This is a genomic window from Enterobacter sp. MGH 37 (genome assembly GCF_000534515.1).
GTDB classification, from domain to species: Bacteria; Pseudomonadota; Gammaproteobacteria; order Enterobacterales; family Enterobacteriaceae; genus Enterobacter; species Enterobacter kobei.
The window spans coordinates 664,502-690,569 of sequence record NZ_KI973206.1 but is presented as its reverse complement, the minus strand read 5'-3'; the positions used below and the strand labels follow the sequence as shown (position 1 = coordinate 690,569).

24 protein-coding genes are annotated in these 26,068 nt (G+C 54.6%); 16 read left to right on the top strand and 8 right to left on the bottom strand.

Translation table 11 applies throughout. The features are described 5' to 3' along the window. The first annotated feature begins 269 nt into the window (after nucleotides 1–269). From mreB to tldD, 7 genes are all read left to right on the top strand, one after another. Nucleotides 270–1,313, top strand: a complete 1,044-nt coding sequence (gene mreB, locus L383_RS07920; RefSeq protein WP_000913396.1) for a rod shape-determining protein MreB — start codon at nucleotides 270–272, stop codon at nucleotides 1,311–1,313. 61 nt (nucleotides 1,314–1,374) lie between these two features. Further along, entirely contained in the window at nucleotides 1,375–2,391 is a 1,017-nt protein-coding gene (gene mreC, locus L383_RS07925) for a rod shape-determining protein MreC (RefSeq protein WP_023331421.1), read from the top strand. Then, entirely contained in the window at nucleotides 2,391–2,879 is a 489-nt protein-coding gene (mreD, locus tag L383_RS07930; protein ID WP_008502849.1) for a rod shape-determining protein MreD, read from the top strand. Before mreC ends, mreD begins: the two co-directional genes overlap by 1 nt. A 9-nt stretch (nucleotides 2,880–2,888) precedes the next feature. Further along, on the top strand, nucleotides 2,889–3,482 hold the full coding sequence (locus tag L383_RS07935; RefSeq protein ID WP_023331420.1) for a Maf family protein: 594 nt from the start codon (nucleotides 2,889–2,891) through the stop codon (nucleotides 3,480–3,482). Then, nucleotides 3,472–4,941 (top strand): ribonuclease G, encoded by a 1,470-nt coding sequence (gene rng / locus L383_RS07940; RefSeq protein ID WP_014885432.1) that lies wholly within the window; start codon nucleotides 3,472–3,474, stop codon nucleotides 4,939–4,941. Before L383_RS07935 ends, rng begins: the two co-directional genes overlap by 11 nt. Nucleotides 4,942–4,983: 42 nt before the next feature. Continuing rightward, the gene (gene yhdP, locus L383_RS07945) at nucleotides 4,984–8,781 is read left to right on the top strand and encodes an AsmA2 domain-containing protein YhdP (RefSeq protein WP_014885431.1); all 3,798 of its coding nucleotides are present in this window, start codon (nucleotides 4,984–4,986) and stop codon (nucleotides 8,779–8,781) included. Between the two features lie 84 nt (nucleotides 8,782–8,865). Next, complete coding sequence (gene tldD / locus L383_RS07950; RefSeq protein WP_023331419.1) at nucleotides 8,866–10,311, top strand: metalloprotease TldD; 1,446 nt, start codon at nucleotides 8,866–8,868, stop codon at nucleotides 10,309–10,311. A gap of 46 nt (nucleotides 10,312–10,357) precedes the next feature. Here tldD and L383_RS07955 read toward each other — a convergent pair whose 3' ends face one another. Both L383_RS07955 and aaeR read right to left on the bottom strand, forming a co-directional pair. Further along, the gene (locus L383_RS07955) at nucleotides 10,358–10,972 is read right to left on the bottom strand and encodes a YagU family protein (protein WP_023331418.1); all 615 of its coding nucleotides are present in this window, start codon (nucleotides 10,970–10,972) and stop codon (nucleotides 10,358–10,360) included. Nucleotides 10,973–11,191: 219 nt separating this feature from the next. Then, entirely contained in the window at nucleotides 11,192–12,118 is a 927-nt protein-coding gene (gene aaeR / locus L383_RS07960) for an HTH-type transcriptional activator AaeR (protein ID WP_014885429.1), read from the bottom strand. Between the two features lie 179 nt (nucleotides 12,119–12,297). Here aaeR and aaeX point away from each other — a divergent pair, with 179 nt between their 5' ends. From aaeX to L383_RS07985, 5 genes are all read left to right on the top strand, one after another. Then, nucleotides 12,298–12,501: a p-hydroxybenzoic acid efflux pump operon protein AaeX gene (aaeX, locus tag L383_RS07965; RefSeq protein WP_003860416.1), complete on the top strand. Its 204-nt coding sequence runs from the start codon at nucleotides 12,298–12,300 to the stop codon at nucleotides 12,499–12,501. Nucleotides 12,502–12,508: 7 nt separating this feature from the next. Further along, complete coding sequence (gene aaeA / locus L383_RS07970; protein ID WP_014885428.1) at nucleotides 12,509–13,441, top strand: p-hydroxybenzoic acid efflux pump subunit AaeA; 933 nt, start codon at nucleotides 12,509–12,511, stop codon at nucleotides 13,439–13,441. Nucleotides 13,442–13,446: 5 nt separating this feature from the next. Further along, nucleotides 13,447–15,414, top strand: coding sequence for a p-hydroxybenzoic acid efflux pump subunit AaeB (gene aaeB, locus L383_RS07975; protein ID WP_023331417.1), 1,968 nt, complete (start codon nucleotides 13,447–13,449; stop codon nucleotides 15,412–15,414). A gap of 89 nt (nucleotides 15,415–15,503) precedes the next feature. Continuing rightward, nucleotides 15,504–16,958, top strand: coding sequence for an NAD-dependent succinate-semialdehyde dehydrogenase (locus tag L383_RS07980; protein WP_014885426.1), 1,455 nt, complete (start codon nucleotides 15,504–15,506; stop codon nucleotides 16,956–16,958). 44 nt (nucleotides 16,959–17,002) lie between these two features. After that, on the top strand, nucleotides 17,003–17,275 hold the full coding sequence (locus tag L383_RS07985; protein ID WP_014885425.1) for a barstar family protein: 273 nt from the start codon (nucleotides 17,003–17,005) through the stop codon (nucleotides 17,273–17,275). Between the two features lie 67 nt (nucleotides 17,276–17,342). On the opposite strand, the gene yhcN (L383_RS07990) is transcribed toward L383_RS07985, so the two are convergent. The 3 genes from yhcN (L383_RS07990) to argR all read right to left on the bottom strand — a co-directional run bounded on the left by yhcN (L383_RS07990) (nucleotide 17,343) and on the right by argR (nucleotide 18,830). Continuing rightward, on the bottom strand, nucleotides 17,343–17,609 hold the full coding sequence (gene yhcN / locus L383_RS07990) for a peroxide/acid stress response protein YhcN (protein ID WP_014885424.1): 267 nt from the start codon (nucleotides 17,607–17,609) through the stop codon (nucleotides 17,343–17,345). Nucleotides 17,610–17,720: 111 nt separating this feature from the next. Next, on the bottom strand, nucleotides 17,721–17,984 hold the full coding sequence (gene yhcN, locus L383_RS07995; RefSeq protein WP_014885423.1) for a peroxide/acid stress response protein YhcN: 264 nt from the start codon (nucleotides 17,982–17,984) through the stop codon (nucleotides 17,721–17,723). A 375-nt stretch (nucleotides 17,985–18,359) separates the two neighbouring features. Next, nucleotides 18,360–18,830, bottom strand: a complete 471-nt coding sequence (gene argR / locus L383_RS08000) for a transcriptional regulator ArgR (protein ID WP_008502836.1) — start codon at nucleotides 18,828–18,830, stop codon at nucleotides 18,360–18,362. A gap of 397 nt (nucleotides 18,831–19,227) precedes the next feature. Between argR and mdh the strand changes: the two genes are divergently transcribed. Then, entirely contained in the window at nucleotides 19,228–20,166 is a 939-nt protein-coding gene (mdh, locus tag L383_RS08005) for a malate dehydrogenase (RefSeq protein ID WP_014885422.1), read from the top strand. Nucleotides 20,167–20,256: 90 nt separating this feature from the next. Here the strand turns inward: mdh and degS are convergent, their stop codons facing one another. The 3 genes from degS to zapG form a co-directional block, all read right to left on the bottom strand. After that, nucleotides 20,257–21,324, bottom strand: coding sequence for an outer membrane-stress sensor serine endopeptidase DegS (gene degS, locus L383_RS08010; protein WP_023331416.1), 1,068 nt, complete (start codon nucleotides 21,322–21,324; stop codon nucleotides 20,257–20,259). A gap of 92 nt (nucleotides 21,325–21,416) precedes the next feature. Further along, on the bottom strand, nucleotides 21,417–22,784 hold the full coding sequence (gene degQ / locus L383_RS08015; protein ID WP_023331415.1) for a serine endoprotease DegQ: 1,368 nt from the start codon (nucleotides 22,782–22,784) through the stop codon (nucleotides 21,417–21,419). Nucleotides 22,785–22,954: 170 nt separating this feature from the next. Then, nucleotides 22,955–23,353: a Z-ring associated protein ZapG gene (gene zapG / locus L383_RS08020; RefSeq protein ID WP_010436126.1), complete on the bottom strand. Its 399-nt coding sequence runs from the start codon at nucleotides 23,351–23,353 to the stop codon at nucleotides 22,955–22,957. 189 nt (nucleotides 23,354–23,542) lie between these two features. On the opposite strand from zapG, the gene zapE reads away from it, so the two are divergent. From zapE to rpsI, 3 genes are all read left to right on the top strand, one after another. After that, nucleotides 23,543–24,667, top strand: coding sequence for a cell division protein ZapE (gene zapE / locus L383_RS08025; protein WP_023331414.1), 1,125 nt, complete (start codon nucleotides 23,543–23,545; stop codon nucleotides 24,665–24,667). Nucleotides 24,668–24,998: 331 nt separating this feature from the next. Next, a complete protein-coding gene (gene rplM / locus L383_RS08030; protein ID WP_003860434.1) occupies nucleotides 24,999–25,427 on the top strand; it encodes a 50S ribosomal protein L13 in 429 nt (142 codons plus the stop codon). 15 nt (nucleotides 25,428–25,442) lie between these two features. Continuing rightward, complete coding sequence (gene rpsI / locus L383_RS08035) at nucleotides 25,443–25,835, top strand: 30S ribosomal protein S9 (protein WP_003860436.1); 393 nt, start codon at nucleotides 25,443–25,445, stop codon at nucleotides 25,833–25,835. The last annotated feature ends 233 nt before the right edge of the window (nucleotides 25,836–26,068 follow it).

The following is a 26,068-nucleotide window of genomic DNA, read 5'->3' as shown; positions in this document are numbered from 1 at the left end:
TTGTTTTCACGTAGAATATCGCGCCTGTAGCTTTGAGTATGTCGAGCAAAAAGCCAGTGAACGACCTTTAACGGGTTACAAAGGTCAGTAAGGAATGCTGCTGTTGACTCAGCCCTGAGGGAGTCAGGGATCAATTTTGTAACATCAGGAAACGTACTGCACAAATTTTCACCGTTGCAGATGATTTTTGCGCCTTGTCGCTGCTGCGTGTGGTTGGTAAAGTAAGCGGATTTTGTTTTCCGCCCCAGCTTTCAGGATTATCCCTTAGTATGTTGAAAAAATTTCGTGGCATGTTTTCCAATGACCTGTCCATTGACCTGGGTACCGCGAATACCCTTATTTACGTAAAAGGACAAGGCATCGTTTTGAATGAGCCTTCTGTTGTGGCCATTCGTCAGGATCGTGCAGGCTCGCCGAAAAGCGTCGCCGCAGTGGGTCATGACGCGAAGCAGATGCTGGGTCGTACCCCTGGCAACATCGCCGCAATTCGCCCAATGAAAGACGGCGTTATCGCTGACTTCTTCGTGACTGAAAAAATGCTTCAGCACTTCATCAAGCAGGTTCACAGCAACAGCTTCATGCGTCCAAGCCCGCGTGTTCTGGTGTGTGTGCCGGTTGGCGCAACCCAGGTAGAACGTCGCGCAATCCGTGAATCTGCTCAGGGGGCGGGTGCTCGTGAAGTGTTCCTGATTGAAGAGCCAATGGCGGCGGCAATCGGTGCAGGTCTGCCTGTGTCTGAAGCAACCGGCTCAATGGTAGTGGATATCGGTGGTGGTACCACAGAAGTGGCCGTTATCTCTCTGAACGGTGTGGTGTACTCCTCCTCCGTACGTATCGGTGGTGACCGCTTCGATGAAGCCATCATTAATTACGTGCGCCGTAACTACGGCTCTCTGATCGGTGAAGCGACCGCAGAGCGTATCAAACACGAAATCGGCTCTGCTTACCCGGGCGATGAAGTGCGCGAGATCGAAGTGCGTGGTCGTAACCTGGCGGAAGGTGTGCCACGCGGCTTTACCCTGAACTCCAACGAAATTCTGGAAGCGCTGCAGGAACCGCTGACTGGCATCGTGAGCGCGGTAATGGTTGCGCTGGAACAGTGCCCACCAGAACTGGCGTCCGATATCTCCGAGCGCGGTATGGTTCTGACCGGTGGTGGTGCGCTGCTGCGTAACCTCGACCGCCTGTTAATGGAAGAGACAGGTATTCCTGTCGTAGTTGCAGAAGATCCACTGACTTGCGTCGCCCGTGGTGGTGGCAAGGCGCTGGAAATGATCGACATGCACGGCGGCGACTTGTTCAGCGAAGAGTAGTCATTGTGAAAGGGTAGCGAATCGCTACCCTTTCTCTCTGACACGAGAATACGCATAGCCTATGAAGCCAATTTTTAGCCGTGGCCCATCGCTACAGTTTCGCCTTATTCTGGCGGTTCTGGTTGCGCTTGGCGTCATTATTGCCGATAGCCGCCTCGGTACGTTCAGCCAGATCAGAACGTACATGGATACCGCCGTCAGTCCTTTCTACTTTATATCAAATGGTCCCCGTGAACTGCTCGACTCCGTTTCTCAAACGCTGTCTTCACGAGACCAGCTCGAACTTGAAAACCGGGCATTACGCCAGGAACTGCTGCTGAAAAACAGCGAACTGCTGATGCTGGGGCAATATAAGCAGGAAAACGCGCGTCTGCGTGAACTGCTCGGCTCGCCGCTGCGTCAGGATGAGCAGAAGATGGTCACCCAGGTGATCTCCACCGTGAACGATCCTTACAGCGATCAGGTTGTGATCGACAAAGGGAGTGTGAACGGTGTGTATGAAGGCCAGCCTGTAATCAGTGATAAAGGCGTAGTGGGGCAGGTTGTTGCCGTCGCCAAGCTGACCAGCCGCGTGCTGCTGATTTGCGATGCCACGCATGCGCTGCCTATCCAGGTCCTGCGTAACGATATCCGCGTGATTGCGGCCGGTAACGGCTGTACGGACGATCTGCAGCTGGAACACCTGCCTGCGAACACGGACATCCGTGTCGGTGATGTACTGGTGACTTCCGGTTTGGGTGGACGCTTCCCTGAGGGCTACCCGGTTGCGGTGGTCTCTTCCGTGAAGCTCGATACTCAACGTGCGTATACCGTCATTCAGGCTCGTCCGACTGCGGGTTTACAGCGTCTGCGCTACCTGCTGCTGCTCTGGGGTGCCGATCGTAATGGCACGAATCCGATGACGCCTGAAGAGGTGCACCGTGTCGCAAACGAACGCCTGATGCAGATGATGCCGCAGGTTCTTCCGCCTGCGGACTCCATGGGGCCACCTGCGCCAGTGCCCGCGCCGGCAACCGGGTTAACGCAGCCGCTGCCTGATGCGCCGCCACCGCCTAAACTCTCTTTGGGAGGGCAGTAGTGGCAAGTTATCGTAGCCAGGGACGCTGGGTCATCTGGCTCTCGTTCCTCATTGCACTGTTGCTGCAGATTATGCCCTGGCCGGATAACATTCTCGTTTTCCGGCCAAACTGGGTCTTGCTCATTTTACTTTACTGGATCCTTGCCCTGCCGCACCGCGTAAATGTCGGCACGGGTTTTGTTATGGGTGCCATACTGGATCTCATTAGTGGCTCTACGCTGGGCGTTCGCGCCCTGTCCATGAGCATTATTGCGTACCTCGTCGCACTAAAATTCCAGCTCTTTCGTAACCTCGCGCTCTGGCAACAGGCCCTGGTCGTGATGTTGTTGTCGCTTGCTGCGGATATCGTTGTTTTCTGGGCAGAGTTTTTAGTGATCAACGTCTCTTTCCGACCGGAAGTGTTCTGGAGTAGTGTAGTAAACGGTGTGCTCTGGCCGTGGCTGTTCCTGCTGATGCGTAAGGTTCGCCAGCAGTTTGCCGTGCAATAAAAGGTTTCTATGACGTCTTTGTATCTCGCTTCCGGTTCCCCGCGCCGTCAGGAACTCCTGACCCAGTTAGGGGTATCTTTTGAACGCATCGTGACCGGCATTGAAGAAAAACGTGCTGAGGGCGAAAGTGCGCAGCAATATGTCTCTCGTCTGGCGCGCGAGAAAGCGCAGGCGGGCGTGGCGTTAGCGCCCCGCGATCTGCCAGTGCTGGGAGCAGATACCATCGTTATCCTTAATGGTGAAGTGCTTGAGAAACCGCACGATACCGAACATGCGGCGCGTATGCTGCGCAAAATGTCCGGGCAAACGCATCAGGTAATGACGGCGGTCGCGCTGGCGGATAGCCAGCACGTGCTGGATTGTCTGGTGGTAACCGATGTCACGTTCAGAGTACTTACCGACGACGAGATCGCCGCTTATATTGCCAGCGGTGAACCGATGGATAAAGCAGGTGCATACGGTATTCAGGGGCTGGGTGGCTGTTTTGTCAGGAAGATTCATGGCAGCTATCACGCCGTAGTCGGCTTACCGCTGGTGGAAACGTATGAGTTGCTGAGCAATTTTAACTCACTGCGTGAGGGAAGGGATAATTATGACGGCTGAATTGTTGGTAAACGTAACGCCATCGGAAACCCGTGTGGCCTATATTGACGGTGGCATTCTTCAGGAAATTCATATTGAGCGTGAAGCGCGGCGCGGAATAGTAGGCAATATCTACAAAGGTCGTGTCAGTCGTGTACTGCCGGGTATGCAGGCGGCTTTTGTAGATATTGGTCTGGATAAGGCGGCATTTTTACATGCCTCCGATATCATGCCGCACACCGAGTGCGTTGCGGGCGAAGAGCAAAAGCAGTTTGCCGTGCGCGATATTTCCGAACTGGTGCGTCAGGGTCAGGACTTAATGGTGCAGGTGGTGAAAGATCCCCTGGGCACCAAAGGCGCCCGTCTGACTACCGACATTACCTTACCCTCCCGTTATCTGGTCTTTATGCCCGGCGCGTCACACGTCGGCGTTTCGCAGCGCATTGAGAGCGAAAGCGAGCGCGAGCGTCTGAAGAAAGTGGTCAGCGCCTACTGCGATGAACAGGGCGGGTTTATTATCCGCACCGCCGCGGAAGGGATCAGCGAAGACGATCTGGCATCCGATGCCGCATACCTTAAGCGCGTCTGGACCAAAGTGATGGAGCGTAAAAAACGCAACCAGACCCGCTACCAGCTTTACGGTGAGCTGGCGCTGGCTCAGCGCGTTCTGCGTGACTTTGCCGATGCGCAGCTCGACCGCATTCGTGTGGACTCTCGCCTGACGTATGAAGCGCTGCTGGAATTTACCGCTGAATACATCCCGGAAATGCCGGGCCTGCTGGAGCACTACACCGGGCGTCAGCCTATCTTCGATCTCTATGATGTCGAAAACGAGATCCAGCGTGCCCTGGAGCGTAAGGTTGAGCTCAAGTCCGGCGGGTATCTGATTATCGATCAGACCGAAGCGATGACCACCGTCGATATCAACACCGGCGCGTTTGTTGGCCATCGCAACCTCGATGACACCATCTTCAACACCAACATTGAAGCCACGCAGGCGATTGCCCGCCAGCTGCGTCTGCGCAATCTCGGCGGCATTATTATCATCGACTTCATCGATATGAGTAATGAAGACCACCGCCGCCGCGTGCTGCATTCACTGGAGCAGGCGCTGAGTAAGGATCGCGTGAAAACCAGCATCAACGGGTTCTCACAGCTGGGGCTGGTGGAAATGACGCGTAAGCGCACCCGTGAAAGCGTTGAGCATGTGCTGTGTAATGAATGCCCAACCTGCCATGGACGCGGAACGGTAAAGACGGTTGAGACCGTCTGCTACGAAATTATGCGTGAAATCGTCCGTGTTCATCACGCCTACGACTCCGACCGTTTTCTGGTCTATGCTTCCCCTGCGGTGGCGGAAGCGTTGAAAGGCGAAGAGTCGCACGCGCTGGCGGAAGTGGAAATCTTTGTCGGCAAACAGGTAAAAGTACAAATTGAACCGCTCTATAACCAGGAGCAGTTTGACGTTGTGATGATGTAAAACGCAGTACGCTGCGTGACGAAAGCTGACAAGGAGAGATGCGTGAGGCGATTGCCGGGGATTTTATTGCTTACAGGGGCAACGCTGGTCGTGATTGTCGCGTTGCTCGTGAGCGGGCTACGCCTCGTTTTGCCGCATCTCGACAGCTGGCGTCCGCAGCTGCTGGCAAAAATCGAATCCACCACCGGTGTGCCGGTCGACGTAAGCCAGCTAAGCGCCAGCTGGCAAAATTTTGGCCCGACGCTCGACGTCCGGGATATCAATGCCAGCCTGAAAGATGGCGGCCATCTGAAAATCAAACGCGTGACCCTGGCGCTGGACGTCTGGCAAAGCCTGCTGCATCTGCGCTGGCAGTTTCGCGATCTCACCTTTTACCAGCTTCAGTTTCTGACCAATACGCCGCTAACGGGCGGTGAGGATAATCAGGGCCTGGAAGCCAACCGCTTCAGCGATCTCTTCCTCCGCCAGTTCGATCATTTCGATCTGCGCGACAGCGAAGTGAGCTTTATTACCCTTTCCGGCCAGCGCGCCGAACTGGCGATCCCACAGCTAACCTGGCTTAACGGCAAGAACCGACACCGCGCGGAAGGACTGGTGAGCCTGTCCAGCCTGAACGGCCAGCACGGCGTGATGCAGGTACGTATGGATCTGCGCGACGATGACGGTCTGTTAAACAACGGTAAAGTCTGGCTGCAGGCCGACGATGTGGACGTGAAGCCCTGGCTCGGCGACTGGTTACAGCAAAACATGCAGCTGGAAACCGCCCGCTTTAGCCTTGAGGGCTGGCTAACCCTGACGAAGGGAAAATTCGCCAGCGGCGATATCTGGCTGAAGCAAGGGGGCGCAAGCTGGAAGGGCGAAAATCAGCAGCATCAGCTTTCCGTCGATAACCTCACCGCGCATGTGACGCAGGAGAAAGAGGGCTGGCAGTTTGCTATTCCGGATACGCGCATCACGATGGACGGCAAGCCGTGGCCGCGCGGTGCGCTGACGCTGGCCTGGATGCCGGAGCAGGACGTGGGCGGCGCGGCCAGTAAACGCAGCGATGAGCTGCGTATCCGCGCCAGTAACCTGGATCTGACAGCCATCGAAGGCCTGCGCTCAATGGCGGCGAAACTCTCCCCGGATTTGGGCGAGATTTGGCTGGCAACGCAGCCGAGCGGCAAGATTGATGCGCTGGCGCTGGATATCCCGCTTCAGGCCACAGATAAAACCCGTTTCCAGGCCTCGTGGAACGATCTTGCCTGGAAGCAGTGGAAGCTGCTTCCGGGAGCCGAGCACTTCAGCGGCAAGCTGGAAGGCAGTGTGGAAAACGGCAGGCTGACGGTGGATATGCACAACGCCAAAATGCCTTACGAGACGGTCTTCCGTGCGCCGCTGGAAATTGAACAGGGCAATGCGGTGCTGAACTGGCTCCGTAATGATAAGGGCTTCCAGCTTGATGGCAGGCATATCGACGTCAAAGCCAAAGCGGTACATGCACGCGGCGATTTCCGCTACCTGCAGCCAGATGGCGATGAGCCCTGGCTGGGTATTCTGGCCGGCATCAGTACCGATGATGGTTCTCAGGCCTGGCGCTATTTCCCGGAAAACCTGATGGGGAAAGCGCTGGTCGACTATCTGAGCGGCGCGATTCAGGGCGGTCAGGCGGATAATGCCACACTGGTCTACGGTGGTAATCCGCATCTTTTCCCGTACAAACATAATGAAGGTCAGTTCCAGGTGCTGGTGCCGCTGCACAACGCCACCTTCGCGTTCCAGCCTGGCTGGCCTGCGCTGAAAAACCTGGATATCGAACTTAACTTCCTCAATGACGGCTTATGGATGAAGTCTGACAGCGTTGCGCTGGGCGGCGTGACGGCCAGCAACCTGACGGCTAACATCCCGGACTACTCAAAAGAGAAGCTGCTTATCGATGCCGACATCAACGGTCCAGGTAAAGCGGTGGGGCCGTACTTTGAGGAGACGCCGCTGAAAGAGTCGCTGGCGGCGACGCTGCAGCAGCTCCAGCTTGATGGCGATGTGAATGCTCGCTTACATCTTGATATCCCACTTGACGGTGAGATGACCACCGCCAAAGGTGATGTCCGTCTGAAGAACAACAGTCTGTACATTAAACCGCTTGAGAGCACCCTGAAAAACCTCAGCGGGCAGTTCAGTTTTGTGAATGGTAACCTCAAGAGCGAGCCGCTGACCGCCAGCTGGTTTAATCAGCCGGTGAATATTGACTTCACAACCACTGAGGGTGAAAAAGCTTACCAGGTGGCCGTCAATCTGGACGGTAACTGGCAGCCTGCGCGTATGGACGTCCTGCCGAAGCCGATCGCGTCATCAGTGGATGGCGCGGTAGCCTGGAATGGCAAAGTGGCTATTGAGCTGCCTTATCACGCAGGCGTGCAGTATAAGGTCGACATCACGGGTGACCTGAAAAACATCCACAGCCAGTTGCCCGCGCCGCTGGATAAACAGGCCGGACAATCGCTGCCGGTGAAGGTCAACGTCGATGGCAACCTGAACAGCTTTGCGTTGACCGGAAATGCGGGCAGCACAAACCATTTCAACAGCCGCTGGCTGCTTAATCGCAAACTCACCCTCGACAGGGCTATCTGGACGACGGACAGCAAAACCACGCCGCCGCTGCCCGACCATGCGGGCGTTGAGCTCAATCTTCCGCCGATGGATGGCGCGGAGTGGCTGGCGCTGTTCCAGAAAGGCGTTGGACAAAACGTGGATGAAGCCGCCCAGTTCCCGCAAACCGTTACGGTACGCACGCCGTCGCTGATGTTGGGCGGACAGCAGTGGAACAACCTTAGCATTGTTTCTCAGCCCACCGCGAATGGCTCCAAAGTGGAGGCGCAGGGCCGGGAGATCAACGGCACGCTTACCATGCGTAATAACGCGCCGTGGCAGGCAGCGATTCGCTATCTCTACTACAACCCGGCCACCGCGAGTAAAGATCAACCGGCGAACACATCGCCGCTGAGTCAAGCCTCCCGCGTCGATTTTAGCGGCTGGCCCGATCTCCAGCTGCGCTGCGCGGAATGCTGGCTGTGGGGGCAAAAATATGGCCGTATCGACGGCGATTTTGCCATCCAGGGGAATACGCTTACGCTCTCCGGCGGCCTGGTCGATACCGGTTTTGGCCGCATGACGGCCGCAGGGGAATGGGTCAATAACCCGGGCGAACAGCGTACCTCCCTGAAGGGCGACATTAAAGGCAACAAACTGGATGCGGCAACCAATTTCTTTGGCATCACTACGCCGCTGCGGGGATCGTCATTTGACGTGAATTACGATCTTCACTGGCGAGACGCGCCGTGGAAGCCAGACGAAGCGTCACTGAACGGTATTTTAAAAACCCGCTTTGGCAAGGGGGAAATCGCCGATGTGAGCACGGGGCGAGCCGGGCAGATCCTGCGCCTGCTGAGTTTTGATGCGCTGCTGCGCAAGCTGCGCTTCGATTTCAGCGACACCTTCAGCGAAGGTTTCTACTACGATTCCATCCGCAGCACGGCGTGGATAAAGGACGGCGTGATGCATACGGATGACACGCTGGTAGACGGCCTGGAAGCGGATATCGCCATGAAAGGCTCAGTCAATCTGGTACGCCGTGAGCTGGATATGGAAGCCGTGGTGGCGCCGGAAATTTCCGCGAGCGTGGGCGTGGCGGCGGCGTTTGTGGTGAACCCGATAGTCGGTGCGGCGGTATTTGCTGCCAGTAAAGTGCTGGGCCCGCTGTGGAGCAAAGTCTCGATTCTGCGCTATCGCATTACCGGTCCGGTGGATAAACCCCAGATTAACGAGGTACTGCGCCAGCCGCGCAAAGATGCACAGCAATGATTTGACGTGGGCAGGTAATTGCCTCACTCTCAATAAATACGATTTTTATACCGCCATGGGCGGCAACGAACGAGTAGCAATACGATGAGTCTGAACCTGGTAAGTGAACATTTGCTCGCAGCGAACGGCCTGAGCCATCAGGACCTGTTCTCCATTCTTGGTCAACTGACCGAACGCCGTCTCGACTACGGCGATCTCTATTTCCAGTCGAGCTATCACGAATCCTGGGTTTTAGAAGACAGCATCATCAAAGATGGTTCTTATAACATTGACCAGGGCGTCGGCGTGCGCGCCGTCAGCGGTGAGAAAACCGGTTTTGCCTATGCCGACCAGATTAGCCTGGCTGCACTGGAGCAAAGTGCGCAGGCTGCACGTACCATTGTGCGTGATACTGGCGATGGCCGTGTGAAAACCCTCGGTGAAGTGTCGCACTCTGCGCTCTATACCAGTATCGATCCGCTGCAAAGCATGAGCCGCGAAGAGAAGCTGGATATTTTGCGCCGCGTGGACAAAGTGGCGCGTGCTGCAGATAAACGCGTGCAGGAAGTCTCTGCCAGCCTGAGCGGTGTTTATGAACTGATTCTGGTGGCGGCAACGGACGGTACGCTGGCCGCCGATGTGCGTCCGCTGGTGCGTCTTTCCATCAGCGTGCAGGTTGATGACAACGGTAAACGCGAGCGTGGCTCCAGCGGCGGCGGCGGTCGTTTCGGCTATGACTGGTTCCTGGGCGATGTAGATGGCGAAGCGCGCGCTGACGCGTGGGCAAAAGAAGCCGTGCGCATGGCGCTGGTGAATCTTAATGCTGTTGCGGCTCCCGCCGGGACATTCCCGGTGGTGCTGGGCGCAGGCTGGCCGGGCGTGCTGCTGCACGAAGCGGTGGGCCACGGTCTGGAAGGCGACTTTAACCGTCGCGGGACATCCGTGTTCAGCGGTCAGATTGGACAGCTCGTCTCATCTGAGCTGTGCACCGTGGTGGATGATGGCACCATGCCTGACCGTCGCGGTTCGGTGGCTATCGATGATGAAGGTACGCCAGGCCAGTACAATGTGCTGATTGAAAACGGCGTGCTGAAAGGTTACATGCAGGACAAACTCAACGCGCGCCTGATGGGTGTCGCGCCAACGGGTAATGGCCGTCGTGAATCTTACGCGCACCTGCCAATGCCGCGCATGACCAACACTTACATGTTGCCGGGCAAATCCACGCCGCAGGAGATTATCGAGTCTGTAGATTACGGTATCTTTGCGCCAAACTTTGGCGGCGGCCAGGTGGACATCACCTCCGGTAAATTTGTCTTCTCTACCTCAGAAGCGTATCTGATTGAGAAGGGCAAAGTGACCAAAGCGGTAAAAGGTGCGACGCTGATTGGCTCCGGTATTGAAGCCATGCAGCAGATCTCGATGGTCGGTAACGATCTGAAGCTGGATAACGGCGTGGGCGTCTGCGGTAAAGAGGGCCAGAGCCTGCCGGTGGGCGTGGGCCAGCCAACGCTGAAAGTGGACAACCTGACGGTAGGCGGCACAGCCTGACCTGAATCGGCATAAAAAATGGCGCTACTGATGTAGCGCCTTTTTTTTAACGTAAGTTACCCAGCGGTATCTCCGGATCCGGCTCGTGTGTGATGCGGTTACGCAAGTCACGACGAATAATTTCGATCGACCAGAACCAGACCAGATGGCCTACGATCTCTGAAACGTGTTCATACCACGGCAGCTCAAACAGCGGTGGCGTCAGCCCCATCAGCGGGAAGGAGATCATATGCACAAAGAGCTGAGCTAACGCACCCGCCAGCAAACCCTGCCAGAGTTTAATTTTCGGGAAGACTTCAGCCACGACACAATAGCCAACAGCGAAGACGATTGAGAAAATAATATGCGTCACGCCAACCCAGTTAAATATATGTCCGGCAAATGTATAAACTGCCGCGTTAGGATCAACAACGCCCAGCCAGTCGCGTAAAAATACATAGGGAGGGTTTAAAAAATTGCGGGAACAGTCAATCTGGCTTGCGGCTCTTATTAATTGCTCGGGTCCGCATGCGCCGGTGAATAAGTCGGAGGGGCTGCGTGGTGGAAGCGGTACTTCGGCTCCCCATTTGACAAACGCGGAGACAATCCCTGCAATTAAACCGATGAACGCGGCGAGTCCATAGCGCCTGCGTGAAGGCGGTGTTTGTTCAAATAGATTCATTTCTTTTCCTTGTTTAACGTCATCCTGCGGAATACATTTTATTATTCATATCAGCAACAAATTAATAACAGTCTGACGAGCAGACTGCATATAAAGTAATGGGGTGGCGGCAGTAGTGTCAATTCTCTATTCCTGATAGTGGTGAAGGAATATTCCTGAATCAACAAGGGATTCATCCTGGGAATATTCATTGCCTCTATGCGTTCAGAAATAAATTGATTATTCCTTTCTTCTTCCCCGCATCCCCTGAAACAGCTCCGCCACGTCCACAAAATAGTCGGTCAGATAGTTGATACACACCTGCACTTTGAGCGGCAGCTTGTCCTTTTCGGTATACAGGGCGTAGACCGGGCGCGGATCGGATTGATAGCGAGGGAAAAGGATCTCCAGCACGCCGCTGTTGATCTCATTGATCACCCACATCAACGGGACGTAGGCGATCCCCGCACCGGCCACCAGCCAGCGCGAAATGGTCATCGGATCGTTAGTGACGAATCGTCCTTCCGGCAGCAGCCGGGTGGAGATCCCCTCCGGGGCAATCAGCTCGAATTCATTGTCGGGTCGCACGCTGTACTCCAGCCAGGAGTGGTTGGTGAGATCCGCGGGTTTCTCCGGAACGCCGTACTGCGCAAGATAGCTTTTCGAGGCGCAGACAACCATCGGCATGCTGCCCAGTCGACGCGAGAAGAGGCTGGAATCCTGCAACGCCCCCACGCGGATCACCACGTCCAGACCATCGGCGATCAGATCCGGCGCCGGGATACCCGTCACCAGATTGACGGTAAGCCCGGGGTACTCCTTCAGCATATCCGCGGTCATGGCAGCGAGTACATTTTGTGCCATAGTTGAAGAACACCCTATACGGAGTGTGCCGATCGGGGTGTTGTTAAAGGCGTAGAGCTGTTCATGGACGTCTTGTACTTCGTGCATCATGCGTCGGCAGCCCTGATAGTAAATTTTACCCGCCTCCGTCAGCCCAATGCTGCGGGTACTGCGGTTGAGCAGCTTGACCTGTAGCTCATCTTCCAGTTTAGAGACCGTCTGGCTAATGGATGATACGCTCATCTGAAGCTGACGTGCCGCGGCGGTAAACGAACCCAGTTCAACCACTTTGGCGAAGACCGACATGCGTTTTAAACGTTCCATTGTTCACTCTGGCTTAAAAGTGATTTAGATCACATATTATAGATAACAGCATAACAGTTACGTTAATATATTATTAATTACATAACGGCTGCGCCATTCTCGCCCGACGTTTCTTGCTCTTCTGCGATGGCGTGCGCTAAAAAATTCTGAAGCCTGCACTCTCTCTTATCAAGGTCAACATGAGTCTGTTTCCCGTTATCGTGGTGTTCGGTCTGTCGTTCCCACCGATATTTTTCGAGCTACTTTTATCACTGGCGATCTTCTGGCTGGTGCGCAAGGTGCTGGTCCCTACCGGGATTTACGATTTCGTCTGGCACCCTGCATTGTTCAATACCGCGCTGTATTGCTGCCTGTTTTACCTGATATCGCGCATGTTTGTCTGAGGTTGATGTGAAAACGCTAACAAGAAAAATCTCCCGCACTGCCATCACGATGGCCCTGGTTATCCTCGCCTTCATCGCTATTTTTCGTGCCTGGGTCTATTACACCGAATCACCGTGGACGCGTGATGCGCGCTTCAGCGCTGATGTCGTGGCCATCGCCCCCGATGTGGCTGGTCTAATCACGGCGGTGAATGTTCACGATAACCAGCTGGTGAAAAAAGATCAGGTTCTGTTCACCATCGACCAGCCTCGTTACCAGAAGGCGCTGGAAGAAGCGGAAGCAGATGTCGCCTATTACCAGGCGCTGGCATCGGAAAAACGCCGTGAGGCGGGCCGCCGTAACCAGTTGGGCGTTCAGGCCATGTCCCGTGAAGAGATAGACCAGTCTAACAACGTGCTGCAAACCGTGCTGCACCAGCTGGCGAAAGCGCAAGCCACGCGCGATCTCGCTAAGCTCGATCTGGAGCGCACCGTGATCCGCGCGCCATCCGACGGCTGGGTCACTAACCTCAATGTCTATGCCGGGGAGTTTATTACCCGTGGCTCCACTGCCGTGGCGCTGGTTAAACAGAACTCCTTCTACGTGCTCGCCTATATGGAAGAGACCAAGCTGGAAGGCGTGCGTCCGGGTTATCGTGCGGAAATCACGCCGCTGGGCAGTAACCGCGTCTTCAAAGGTACCGTCGACAGTGTCGCTGCAGGGGTGACCAACTCCAGCAGCTCTAACGATACCAAAGGAATGGCGACGGTGGATTCCAACCTGGAATGGGTGCGTCTGGCGCAGCGTGTGCCGGTACGTATTCACCTTGATGAACAGCAGGGCAACCTGTGGCCGGCGGGGACCACGGCGACGGTGGTGATCACCGGTGAAAAAGATCGGGATGCCAGCCAGGACTCCTTCTTCCGTAAAATTGCCCATCGCCTGCGCGAGTTTGGTTAATCGCCATGGGTATCTTTTCCATCGCCAGCCAGCACATTCGCTTCGCCGTGAAGCTGGCCTGTGCCATTGTGCTGGCGCTGTTTGTTGGCTTTCACTTCCAGCTTGAAACCCCTCGCTGGGCGGTCCTGACGGCTGCAATAGTTGCGGCGGGTCCTGCCTTTGCCGCTGGCGGGGAACCCTATTCTGGCGCGATCCGCTATCGTGGGATGCTGCGTATCATCGGGACGTTTATCGGCTGTTTCGCAGCACTCACCATTATTATTCTGATGATCCGCACGCCATTGTTGATGCTGATGGTGTGCTGTATCTGGGCGGGTTTCTGCACCTGGATTTCGTCTCTGGTGAAAGTGGAAAACTCCTACGCCTGGGGGCTGGCGGGTTATACCGCGCTGATTATTATCATCACCATTCAGTCTGAACCTTTGCTCGCGCCGCAGTTTGCAGTGGAGCGCTGCAGCGAGATTGTGATCGGTATTGTGAGTGCGATTGTCGCTGACCTGCTTTTCTCTCCACGCTCCATCAAACAGGAAGTCGACCGTGAACTTGACGCGCTGATCGTTGCCCAGTACCAGCTGATGCAGCTGTGCATTAAGCATGGCGACAGTGAAGAGGTGGATAACGCCTGGAGCGGGCTGGTTCGCCGGACGCAGGCGCTGGAGGGGATGCGTAGCAACCTCAACATGGAGTCCTCGCGCTGGGCCCGTGCGAACCGCCGCCTGAAAGCCCTCAATACTGTCTCCCTGACGCTGATTACCCAGGCGTGCGAAACGTATCTCATCCAGAACACCCGTCCGGAAGCGGTCACCGATACGTTCCGTGAGCTGTTTGCCGAGCCGGTGGAAACCGTGCAGGACGTGCATAAACAGCTTAAGCGTATGCGTCGGGTGATCGCCTGGACCGGGGAGCGCGACACGCCGGTGACCATCTACACCTGGGTCGGGGCCGCGACGCGCTATCTGCTGCTGAAACGTGGCGTGATCGGCAACACCAAAATTAGCGCGGCGGAAGAAGAGGTCCTCCAGGGTGAAGTGGTCATCAAGGCCGAATCTGCCGAACGTCACCACGCGATGGTCAACTTCTGGCGTACCACGCTTGCCTGTATGCTCGGTACGCTGTTCTGGTTGTGGACAGGCTGGACGTCTGGCAGCGGCGCGATGGTGATGATTGCCGTTGTGACCGCACTGGCGATGCGTCTGCCTAACCCGCGTATGGTTGCCGTTGATTTCCTCTACGGTACCATTGCCGCCCTGCCGATAGGGGCGCTCTATTTCCTGGTCATCATCCCGTCGACGCAACAAAGCATGTTGCTGCTCTGTATTAGCCTGGCGGTGATGGCGTTCTTTATCGGCATTGAAGTGCAAAAGCGTCGCCTGGGATCGCTAGGGGCGCTGGCGAGTACGATTAACATCATCGTGCTCGATAACCCGATGACTTTCCATTTCAGCCAGTTCCTCGACAGCGCGCTGGGCCAGCTGGTGGGCTGTTTCCTGGCGATGATGGTCATTCTGCTGGTGCGAGATAACTCACAGGCGCGGACGGGGCGTGTGTTATTGAATCAGTTTGTTTCTGCCGCCGTGTCGTCGATGACCACCAATACGGCGCGTCGTAAAGAGAACCACCTCCCGGCGCTCTATCAGCAGCTGTTTTTACTGCTGAACAAGTTTCCGGGCGACATCGCGAAGTTCCGCCTGGCGTTAACCATGATTATCGCGCACCAGCGTCTGCGCAGTGCACCGGTGCCGATCAACGACGATCTCTCCGCCTGGCACCGTCAGCTGCGTCGTACCGCGGACCATGTGCTCTCCGCCAGCAGTGATGACAAACGTCGCCGTTACTTTACGCAGCTGCTTGAAGAGCTCGATATCTATCAGGAAAAGCTTAAGCACTGGGAGGCACCGCTTCAGGTCACCGAACCGGTAGGGCGGCTGGCGCTGATGCTGCGTCGCTATCAAAATGCCCTCACGGATAACTGACTGAAGTAAAAAAACCGACGCCAAAAGCGTCGGTTTTTTTGTGGCTATACTTATTCCAGCACGTTCTTACATTCAGAAAGGGAGGACACATGACGACCCAGGCGCTTCAGGACAATACCCTTTTTCAGACCGGCTATCTGGTTAACGGCCTCTGGAAACCGCTGGATACGACGTTTGATGTGCTTAACCCGGCCACCGGGGAAGTCATCGCCCGCGTCGCGAAAGCCGGCAAAGCAGAGACCGAAGCAGCAATTGCTGCCGCCACCCAGGCTTTCCCTGCATGGCGCGCCAAAACCGCGAAAGAGCGTTCGGCCATTCTTTACCGCTGGTACGAACTGATTATTGAGAATAAAAGCTGGCTCGGACGGCTAATGACCACCGAACAGGGTAAGCCCCTGAAAGAAGCGGAAGGTGAAGTGGAGTACGCCGCCAGCTTTATCCAGTGGTTTGCCGAAGAGGCCAAGCGTGCGAACGGTGAAATTATTCCGCCGATCAAACCCGGCTCGCGCATTCTGGCGACCCGTGAACCGATAGGTGTTGTCGCGGCTATCACGCCGTGGAACTTCCCGATGGCGATGCTCACCCGCAAGTTAGGCCCGGCGCTGGCAGCCGGATGCACCGGGGTAATCAAACCGGCCAATAACACGCCGCTCAGCGCTTTTGCGCTGCTGACGCTGGCAAAACAGGCCGGCGTACCGGATGGGGTACTCAACGCAGTCGCCGGGAATACGCACGAAATCAGCGACGCGATTATGGCCAGCCGGGACGTGCGAAAAATCTCCTTCACCGGCTCGACATCGGTTGGCAAAACGCTGGTGCGTAACGCCGCAGAAACCATGAAAAAAGTCTCGATGGAGCTGGGGGGGAATGCTCCGTACATCGTCTTTGAGGATGCAGACATCGACGCGGCTGTGAAAGGCGCGATCGCCAATAAGTTTCGCAATGCCGGGCAGGTCTGCGTCAGCGTGAACCGCTTCTATATTCAGGAAACCGTCTACGACAAATTCGTGAATAAACTCGCTGATGCGGTGAAGGCGCTGAAGGTGGGAAATGGTCTTGAGGACGGCGTCGTCGTCGGGCCGTTGATTGAAGGTGCAGCGGTCGACAAGGTACGTGAACATGTTGACGACGCTGTTGCGCGTGGCGCGACCGTGCTGGCGGGCGGTAAACCTCATTCCCTTGGCGGCAATTTCTGGATGCCAACCGTACTGGGGGACTGTCATGAAGGGATGAAGCTGGCAGAAGAGGAGACGTTTGGCCCGGTCGCGGCGTGCTTCCGTTTCACTTCAGAAGATGAAGTCATCCAGCGTGCCAACAACACGCCTTATGGTCTGGCGGCGTACTTCTATACACAGAATCTCTCGCGGGTCTTCCGCGTTTCACAGGCAATTGAAAGCGGAATGATTGGGATTAACGAGTGCGCCGTCTCCACAGAGCTGGGGCCCTTTGGCGGCGTAAAAGAATCCGGCCTGGGGCGTGAGGGATCGGTGCTGGGGCTGGAAGAGTATCTGGAAGTTAAAACCCTGCATATCGGGGGATTATAATAGATGGAGCGGCATCTGCCGCTCGCCTGGACTGGTGGCTGGTAATGAAAACCTATACCTTTGATTTTGATGAGATAGACAGTCAGGAAGACTTCTATCGGGAATTTACTCGGGTGTTTGATCTTGAACGGCAAAGCGTGACGAATCTGGATACGCTGTGGGATGTGGTAACCGGCAGTCTGTTGCCGCTACCGCTGGAAATAGAGTTTATCCATCTGCCCGATAAGCTGCGCAGACGTTTCGGGGCGCTGATATTACTGTTCGATGAAGCGGAAGAAGAGCTGGAAGGACAACTGCGTTTCAATGCTCGCCACTGAGCAAGCCATAAAAAAGCCCCTGACCATCAGGCCAGGGGCAAGTCGTATGATGAGATACGACGAGGGTTTATTTATACAGTTCTGCCGTGGCATGCCAGTGGTCACCCTGATTCAGTTCGGTGACGCGATAGCTGCTGGCGCCTGCTTTTTCAGCTTTGGCGGCAAGTTCCTGACGGATATCCATCGGTGAGCCGGTGACCGACGTGACGGATACGCTGCCCATACGCTGCAGATTTTGTGCCTGGTCGGCATTCACTTGCTGTACGGCTGCGCTTGCGCCGAAAGAGAGAACGGATGCCAGACCGAGGGTTGCGATGATCAATTTGGTTTTCATAGTCTTTACTCCTGGAAAAGGTTTTTTGCTCAACGGCGAGAAGGGTTGAACCGCTATTTTTATGCCTGGTGCCGTTGAGTGGAGAATTACATCTTCAGTGATAACTAAAACTTATTTATACAGCTCTGCGGTTGCGTGCCAGTGGTCACCGGAACGCGCTTCGATGATGCGATAAGATGATGCACCTTTTTCTTCCGCTTTTTTGTTCAGCATTTCATGCATGTCCATTGGCGACGTGCCGACTGCACCGACCGAAACCGTACCGATTGCCTCACGGGATTGTGCCTGGTCAGCATTAATAGCGTCAGCCGCGAAAGCACCGAAGGACAGGACAGACAGGACGCTCAGCGCCGCTACAGTAGTTTTGATTTTCATGATTCTTACCTCGTCGAATTTTTTAGTGGGGTCTTGTTTCGTGACCCTCATCACAAAATCAAGTATACACTAATAACGGCAAAAATTAATACCAGACTAATGGTTTCCTGTGTTATTACGTGTTAAACACACCGTTTTTTATAACCCAAATGCATAATATTGAGTGATTTTTGAGCTTTAAGTGTGTTTAAATCTAAGAAAATCAGATGGATATCTTCTTTTGATTTTTTGTGCGATTTTTTGATTTATCATTCACCAGATGAATGTTAATAGGTGGTAAAAAGCACTATTTGTTAAAACCAGAGGCAGTGGAATGCAGGGGAAAACGAGGCTGGAGCAGGATGTTCCCCGTAGCAGCGCTACGGGGAGAGTGGATTACAGTTCCTGTTCGAACAGAACCAGAATCGCTTCGTGGAGATCTTTTACGGAGAAACCGCTGGCCGGGGTGGTAAAAATGGTGTCGTCGCCTGCGATGGTACCCAGGATGCCCTCCGTTTTACCTAACGAGTCCAGCATGCGGGCAATCAGCTGTGCGGCACCAGGGCTTGTGTGGATCACCACCACGGCGTCGTTATAGTCGATATCCAGAACCAGATTTTTGAGGGGGCTGGAAGTGGTCGGCACGCCAAGTTCAGCCGGCAGGCAATAGACCATCTCCATCTTCGCGTTACGGGTACGTACCGCGCCAAACTTAGTTAACATGCGGGAGACTTTCGACTGATTGATGTTATCGAAACCTTGTTCCTGCAGCGCCTGAACAATTTCTCCCTGAGAACTGAATTTCTCTTCTTTGAGTAGCGCTTTAAACGCCTTTACTAATTCTTCTTGCTTAGACGAGCTTCGCATAAGTCACCCGGAATATGACGAAAGAAACAACATTATTATGCATGTGGATGAATTTTTATGCAAATTATCTACTCAGCGCAAGGCTGAAATAATGTTATGAAAGGGAGTGATTTTATCAGATTTCGTTATCAGAAAACATGCCTGGGTCACGCCACGCAAATAAGCTTAAAAGTAAATTAAATGTTATCAAAATGATGTTGTTTTGGTGGCGGGGCAGGGTGTATTGTAACCCCCTCTTAATGCGTTGCCTTCTGTCGTCAGATAGCCTTCTGATGAGAGATAAAGACGCGTGACCTCAAATTCTTTAGCTTCGAAAATTGTAATTAAAGACTTGCTGAATTAAGGTCGCGGCAACGGATTTACAGATACTTAAGTTAACCATAATAAGGAGTTTAGGATGAAAGTCGCAGTCCTCGGCGCTGCTGGTGGTATCGGCCAGGCGCTTGCCCTACTACTGAAAACCCAACTGCCTTCAGGCTCAGAACTCTCCCTGTACGATATTGCTCCGGTAACCCCAGGTGTGGCGGTTGACCTGAGCCACATCCCGACAGCTGTAAAAATCAAAGGCTTCTCCGGTGAAGATGCACGTCCTGCACTGCAGGGTGCTGACGTGGTGCTGATTTCTGCAGGCGTGGCGCGTAAGCCAGGCATGGATCGTTCAGACCTGTTCAACGTCAACGCGGGCATCGTGAAAAATCTGGTGCAGCAGATCGCTGAAGTCTGCCCGAAAGCGTGCATCGGCATCATCACTAACCCAGTGAACACCACCGTCGCTATCGCGGCAGAAGTGCTGAAGAAAGCAGGTGTTTACGATAAAAACAAACTGTTCGGCGTGACCACGCTGGATATCATCCGTTCCAATACCTTTGTTGCTGAGCTGAAAGGCAAACAGCCAACAGAAGTGGAAGTGCCTGTCATTGGCGGTCACTCTGGTGTCACCATTCTGCCTCTGCTGTCGCAGATCCCAGGCGTGAGCTTTACCGAGCAGGAAGTGGCTGACCTGACCAAACGTATCCAGAACGCGGGCACCGAAGTGGTGGAAGCGAAGGCGGGTGGCGGTTCTGCAACGCTGTCTATGGGCCAGGCGGCGGCACGTTTCGGTCTGTCACTGGTTCGCGCTCTGCAGGGCGAAAAAGGCGTTGTTGAATGCGCTTACGTTGAAGGCGATGGCGAACATGCCCGCTTCTTCTCTCAGCCGCTGCTGCTGGGTAAAAATGGTATTGAAGAACGTAAGTCTATCGGTACGCTGAGCGCGTTTGAGCAAAACGCGATGGAAGGCATGCTGGATACGCTGAAGAAAGATATCACGCTGGGCGAAGAGTTCGTTAATAAGTAAAACGAGCCAACTGCCGTAGGCCGGGTAAGCGTTAGCGCCACCCGGCAAAAAAAACCGAAGCACTGACTGGCTTCGGTTTTTTTATGGCTGTCAGTTTGTTGCCGGATATTCCTGAACCGTCACATGCAGCGTCAGTTTTTTATCGTTACGCATGACTTCAACAGGGATGATCGAACCCGGACGAATTTCTGCCACCTGGTCCATCGTCTCCAGGGCAGAGACGGCCGGTGTGCCGTTAACCGAGACAATGACATCATTCACCTGAATCCCCGCGTTAGCCGCCGGACCGCCAGGCGATACCTCGTTGACCACAATGCCCTGAATCTGATCGATACCGCCGCCCTGGGTATGCATCGGTGCAATTTCGCGCCCACCAATGCCGATATAGCCGCGGATGACGCGCCCGTCGCGAATCAGCTTATCCATAATCTTGGTCGCCAGCTGGAAGGGAATAGCAAAGCCGATCCCCTCCGGCGTCTCGCCGTCGTTGCTCTTATCGAACGAGAGGGTATTGATGCCCATCAGTTCGCCCAGCGAGTTAACCAGCGCGCCACCCGAGTTACCGTGGTTGATTGACGCATCGGTTTGCAGGAAATTCTGCCGCCCTGACGGGTTAAGGCCAATTCGACCGGTTGCGCTGATAATCCCCTGCGTGATCGTCTGGCCGAGGTTGTAAGGGTTACCGATAGCCAGGACCACGTCGCCAATGTGTGGCGTGCGTTTGCGGTTAATCGGAATGACCGGCAAACCCCCGGTGGCATTGATTTTGAGCACGGCAAGGTCGGTCAGGCTGTCAGAACCCACCAGCAATGCTTCAAACGCGCGGCCATCCTGCAGGGCAACGATGATTTGGTCGGCATCGTTGATCACATGTTTGTTGGTAATAATGTAGCCGCGCTCGTCCATAATCACCCCGGAGCCCAGCGTGCGGATCTCAAGCTGGTTATGGGCCGAGCTATTGAGGCCGCGGTTATAAACGTTAACCACGGCAGGGGCGGCACGGCGAACGGCCGTGTTATAGGTTGCGGGCGTTTCATCCGCGCTGTCGAACTGGGGAGCGGACAGTTTATTGAACTGACGCAAAGACGGCATCGCCAGCAGCAGCAGGCCAGCGACAATCAAACCGATAACAATGGAACGTAAGAGCTTTGAAAGCATGATGCGCGTGTCGTGATAAAAGGAACGATTTGCAGCATAACATGAGTTATCCGGACATCACACGCAGCGGTGATGTCCGGGATAGCAAATGCTTAGCGCAACAGAATGTAGATGGACTCATTGCCGCGCATCACCTGCAGGGCAATGACCGCCGGCTTGCTCTCCAGCACTTTGCGAAGTTCAGCGATGGATTGCACGCGATTACGGTTTACGCCAATGATGACGTCTTCCTGATGCAATCCGGCCTGCGCGGCAGGGCTGCTCTTCTCAACGGTGTCGATGCGAATGCCTTTCGTACCGTCTTTCAGTTGTCCGTCGCTCAACGTCGCCCCTTGCAGCGCAGGGGCGATAAGCTCCGCGCTGGCCGATGACGAGGTACTCTTATCCAGTGTCACTTCGACGTTCAACGGCTTACCGTCACGGATCAGACCGAGTTTCACCTTCGCACCGGGCTCAGTCGTGGCAATACGCGAGCGCAATTCAGCAAAGCTGCTCAGCGGCTTATCGTTGAGGCTGACGATTACATCGCCTGATTTGATGCCTGCTTTTGCCGAGCCGGAGTTTGGCAGCACTTCGCTGACAAAAGCACCACGCTGCACGTTAATATTGAACGCCTTCGCAATATCCGCACTCATCTCCATGCCTTTGATACCCAACAGCCCGCGTTTGACTTCGCCAAACTGGATAAGCTGCTGTGCCAGCGTTTTGGCCATATTGCTCGGGATAGCAAAGCCGATCCCGATACTGCCGCCGCCCGGCGCCAGTATCGCTGTGTTAATCCCAATTAGCTCACCGTTAAGGTTGAGCAACGCCCCGCCGGAGTTCCCGCGGTTGATCGAGGCATCGGTCTGGATAAAGTTTTCCAGACCTTCCAGATTCAGGCCGCTACGTCCCAGCGCAGAGATAATGCCGGAGGTGGCGGTTTGTCCTAAACCAAAGGGGTTGCCCACGGCAACGGCAAAATCACCGACGCGGAGTTTGTCGGAATCCGCAATGGCAATCTGGGTCAGGTTGCTCGGGTTTTGTACCTGCAGCAGTGCGATGTCACTCTGGTCATCGCCACCAATCAGTTTGGCGTCAAATTCACGACCATCGTTCAGCTGTACGCTGATTTTATCGGCCTGGCTGATGACATGATTGTTGGTCAGGATATAGCCTTTGGCCGCATCAATAATGACGCCGGAACCCAGACCTTCAAAGGGTTGTGCCTGCTGGTCAGGGCCCTCATCACCAAAATATTTTTTCAGTTCTTCCGGTACGCGCTGGCTTTGTACTGCTGTGCCTTCAACCTGCACGCTGACAACCGCAGGCAACACTTTTTCCAGCATCGGCGCGAGGCTTGGAATGGCTGCTTGTCCCGGTACCTGTGAGGGCAACGCCGCACTGGCAGGGAAGGACGCCGAGAGGGATAACCCGACACTTAACGCTAAAGCGCTCAACAGCTGGTTTTTTTTCTTCATTGATGCTGACTCTCGTATCCTGGAATGAAAGAAGAACGGCCCAAAATCATGATGATGTTATTGAATTTTCTACCGCTGAACAATGAGGCGTTTGACTAAATAATAGCTGGGGACGGGAAGAAAGGACGGGCGCAAGGGATGCGCCCGTAAAATATATTCAGGTTGTGCGATTAATCGCGTTTTGCGCCACCGCGTAGCAGACCGGATGCGCCGTCAGAATAGTCACGAGGCATCTGAACCGGAGCCTGATCGTTACCGGCTTCCGAGTCTGCCAGACGGTTGCGGAACGGGTTCGTTTCCGCGGTCATTTCCGGCAGCAGGCTGCTGGAGCTCTTCGCCATATGCTGATACAGCTGACGGTAGTCGGTTGCCATATTGTCCAGCAGCTCAGCGCTACGGGCAAAGTGGCTAACCAGCTCTTCGCGATACTCTTCCAGCTCTGCTTTGTTCTTTTCCAGTTCGTACTGCAGTGACTGCTGCTGACGCAATTTGCGGTTACCGAAACGCATGGCCACAGCACCGATCACGATGCCGACGACTAAACCGATTAGCGCATATTCCCAGGTCATGAACTTCTCCCGTTGTCTTGTTGTTCCGTAGGGTGTTGGCTCGGCTCCTGCCTGTGCCTGATAATGCCACTATAACCGCTATTTCCGCAGAAGTGGAATCCTGACGTATCATCGCGTAGTGTAGAACGGCCTTTTTTTCATCAGTCACGCCTGCTGGTGAGCGTTAATTGAAGGAATAACAATAAGATTATGCAAAACCTGTCCCCTGCGTCGCGATATCAACAGGCCCTTAACGAGGGCACGCACCAACCAGATGATGTTCAACGTGAGGCGGTAAACCGCCTGGAGATGATTTATCAGGAACTCACGGCAAAACCCGCTGACGTTGATCAGAGCAGTGGGCTAAAAGCGGCATTTGGACGATTGCTCGGTAAAAAAACGCCACAGACTCAGGCTCCGGTGCGTGGTTTATATATGTGGGGCGGGGTCGGGCGCGGCAAAACCTGGCTGATGGACCTGTTCTATCTCAGCCTGCCTGGCGCACGTAAGCAGCGTCTGCACTTTCACCGTTTTATGCTGCGGGTGCATGAGGAACTGACCGCGCTGCAGGGCAAAAGCGATCCGCTGGAGATTGTGGCCGACAGATTCAAGGCGGAAACAGACGTGCTCTGCTTCGATGAGTTTTTTGTGTCTGACATCACCGACGCCATGCTGCTAGGCGGCCTGATGAAAGCCCTGTTCGCCCGAGGGATCACGCTGGTGGCGACTTCGAATATTCCGCCCGACGAGCTCTATCGCAACGGCCTGCAACGGGCGCGCTTCTTGCCCGCTATTGATGCTATTAAGCAACACTGCGACATCATGAACGTGGATGCCGGGGTGGATTACCGGTTACGCACGCTGACCCAGGCCCATTTGTGGCTTTCGCCGCTCAATGCGGAGACTACCCGCGAGATGGATAAACTGTGGCTGGCGCTGGCGGGCACAAAACGTGAACATGCACCGACGCTGGAGATAAACCATCGCCCGCTGCCAACGCTCGGCGTCGAAAACCAAACGCTGGCGGTCTCCTTTACGACGCTCTGCGTGGATGCCCGTAGTCAGCACGACTACATTGCGCTTTCGCGTCTCTTCCACACCGTGATGGTACTGGATGTGCCGGTGATGACGAAACTGATGGAAAGTGAAGCGCGACGCTTCATTGCCCTGGTGGACGAGTTTTATGAGCGCCACGTTAAGCTGGTGGTCAGCGCCGAGGTACCTTTATATAAGATCTACCAGGGCGAGCGCCTTAAGTTTGAGTTCCAGCGCTGCCTGTCGCGGCTGCAGGAGATGCAGAGCGAGGAATACCTGAAGCGGGAGCATATGCCATAAATGCCACCCTCTCCCGTGGAGAGGGGCTGGGGGTGAGGTAAATGCTCCTCTCTCCCTGTGGGAGAGGGGCCGGGGGTGAGGGCACCAGACCGCACAATACTTAACCCCCGAAAAACCCATTCCAAATCACATTTAAGGGTCGATCTTTGACCTCAACTTCTCTATAATCTTGCGACCCCACGTTACGAGAAGGTTTTTTTCCCGAAACTTTCTATGTGTCGGCATGTGCTATTCGAAGGGGTAGGTTTGCCGGACTTTGTCGTGTGAACCTCAACTGACTAAACGTTTGGGTGTTCACCAACGTGTAACTTATTATTTGGGTAAGCTTTTAATGAAAACTTTTACAGCTAAACCAGAAACCGTACAGCGCGACTGGTATGTTGTTGACGCGACCGGTAAAACTCTGGGCCGTCTGGCTACTGAACTGGCTCGTCGCCTGCGCGGTAAGCATAAAGCGGAATACACTCCGCACGTTGATACCGGTGATTACATCATCGTTCTGAACGCTGATAAAGTTGCTGTAACCGGCAACAAGCGTACTGACAAAATGTACTACCACCACACCGGCCACATCGGTGGTATCAAAGAAGCGACCTTTGAAGAGATGATTGCTCGCCGTCCTGAGCGTGTGATTGAAATCGCGGTTAAAGGCATGCTGCCAAAAGGCCCGCTGGGTCGTGCTATGTTCCGTAAACTGAAAGTTTACGCAGGCAACGAGCACAACCACGCGGCACAGCAACCGCAAGTTCTTGACATCTAATCGGGATTATAGGCAATGGCTGAAAATCAATACTACGGCACTGGTCGCCGCAAAAGTTCCGCAGCTCGCGTTTTCATCAAACCGGGCAGTGGTAAAATCGTAATCAACCAGCGTTCTCTGGAACAATACTTCGGTCGCGAAACTGCCCGCATGGTAGTTCGCCAGCCGCTGGAACTGGTTGACATGGTAGAAAAACTGGATCTGTACATCACCGTTAAAGGTGGTGGTATCTCCGGTCAGGCTGGTGCGATCCGTCACGGTATCACCCGCGCTCTGATGGAGTACGACGAATCCCTGCGTTCTGAACTGCGTAAAGCTGGCTTCGTTACTCGTGACGCTCGTCAGGTTGAACGTAAGAAAGTGGGTCTGCGTAAAGCACGTCGTCGTCCACAGTTCTCCAAACGTTAATCCATTCTGCTTACGCAGAACGATTGGCGAAAAACCCGCTTCGGCGGGTTTTTTTATGGATAATGCGCAGGTTATCCACAATATCCATGCATATATCTTCTCTTTTTCCTCTTTTCCAGAATCCCCTCACCACAAAGCCATCAAAATCTGGTAAACTATCATCCAATTTTCTGCCCAAATGTCGGTGAATACTCGATTTTTGTTCGATTCCTGAACAATGTGTCTTCTCTGGG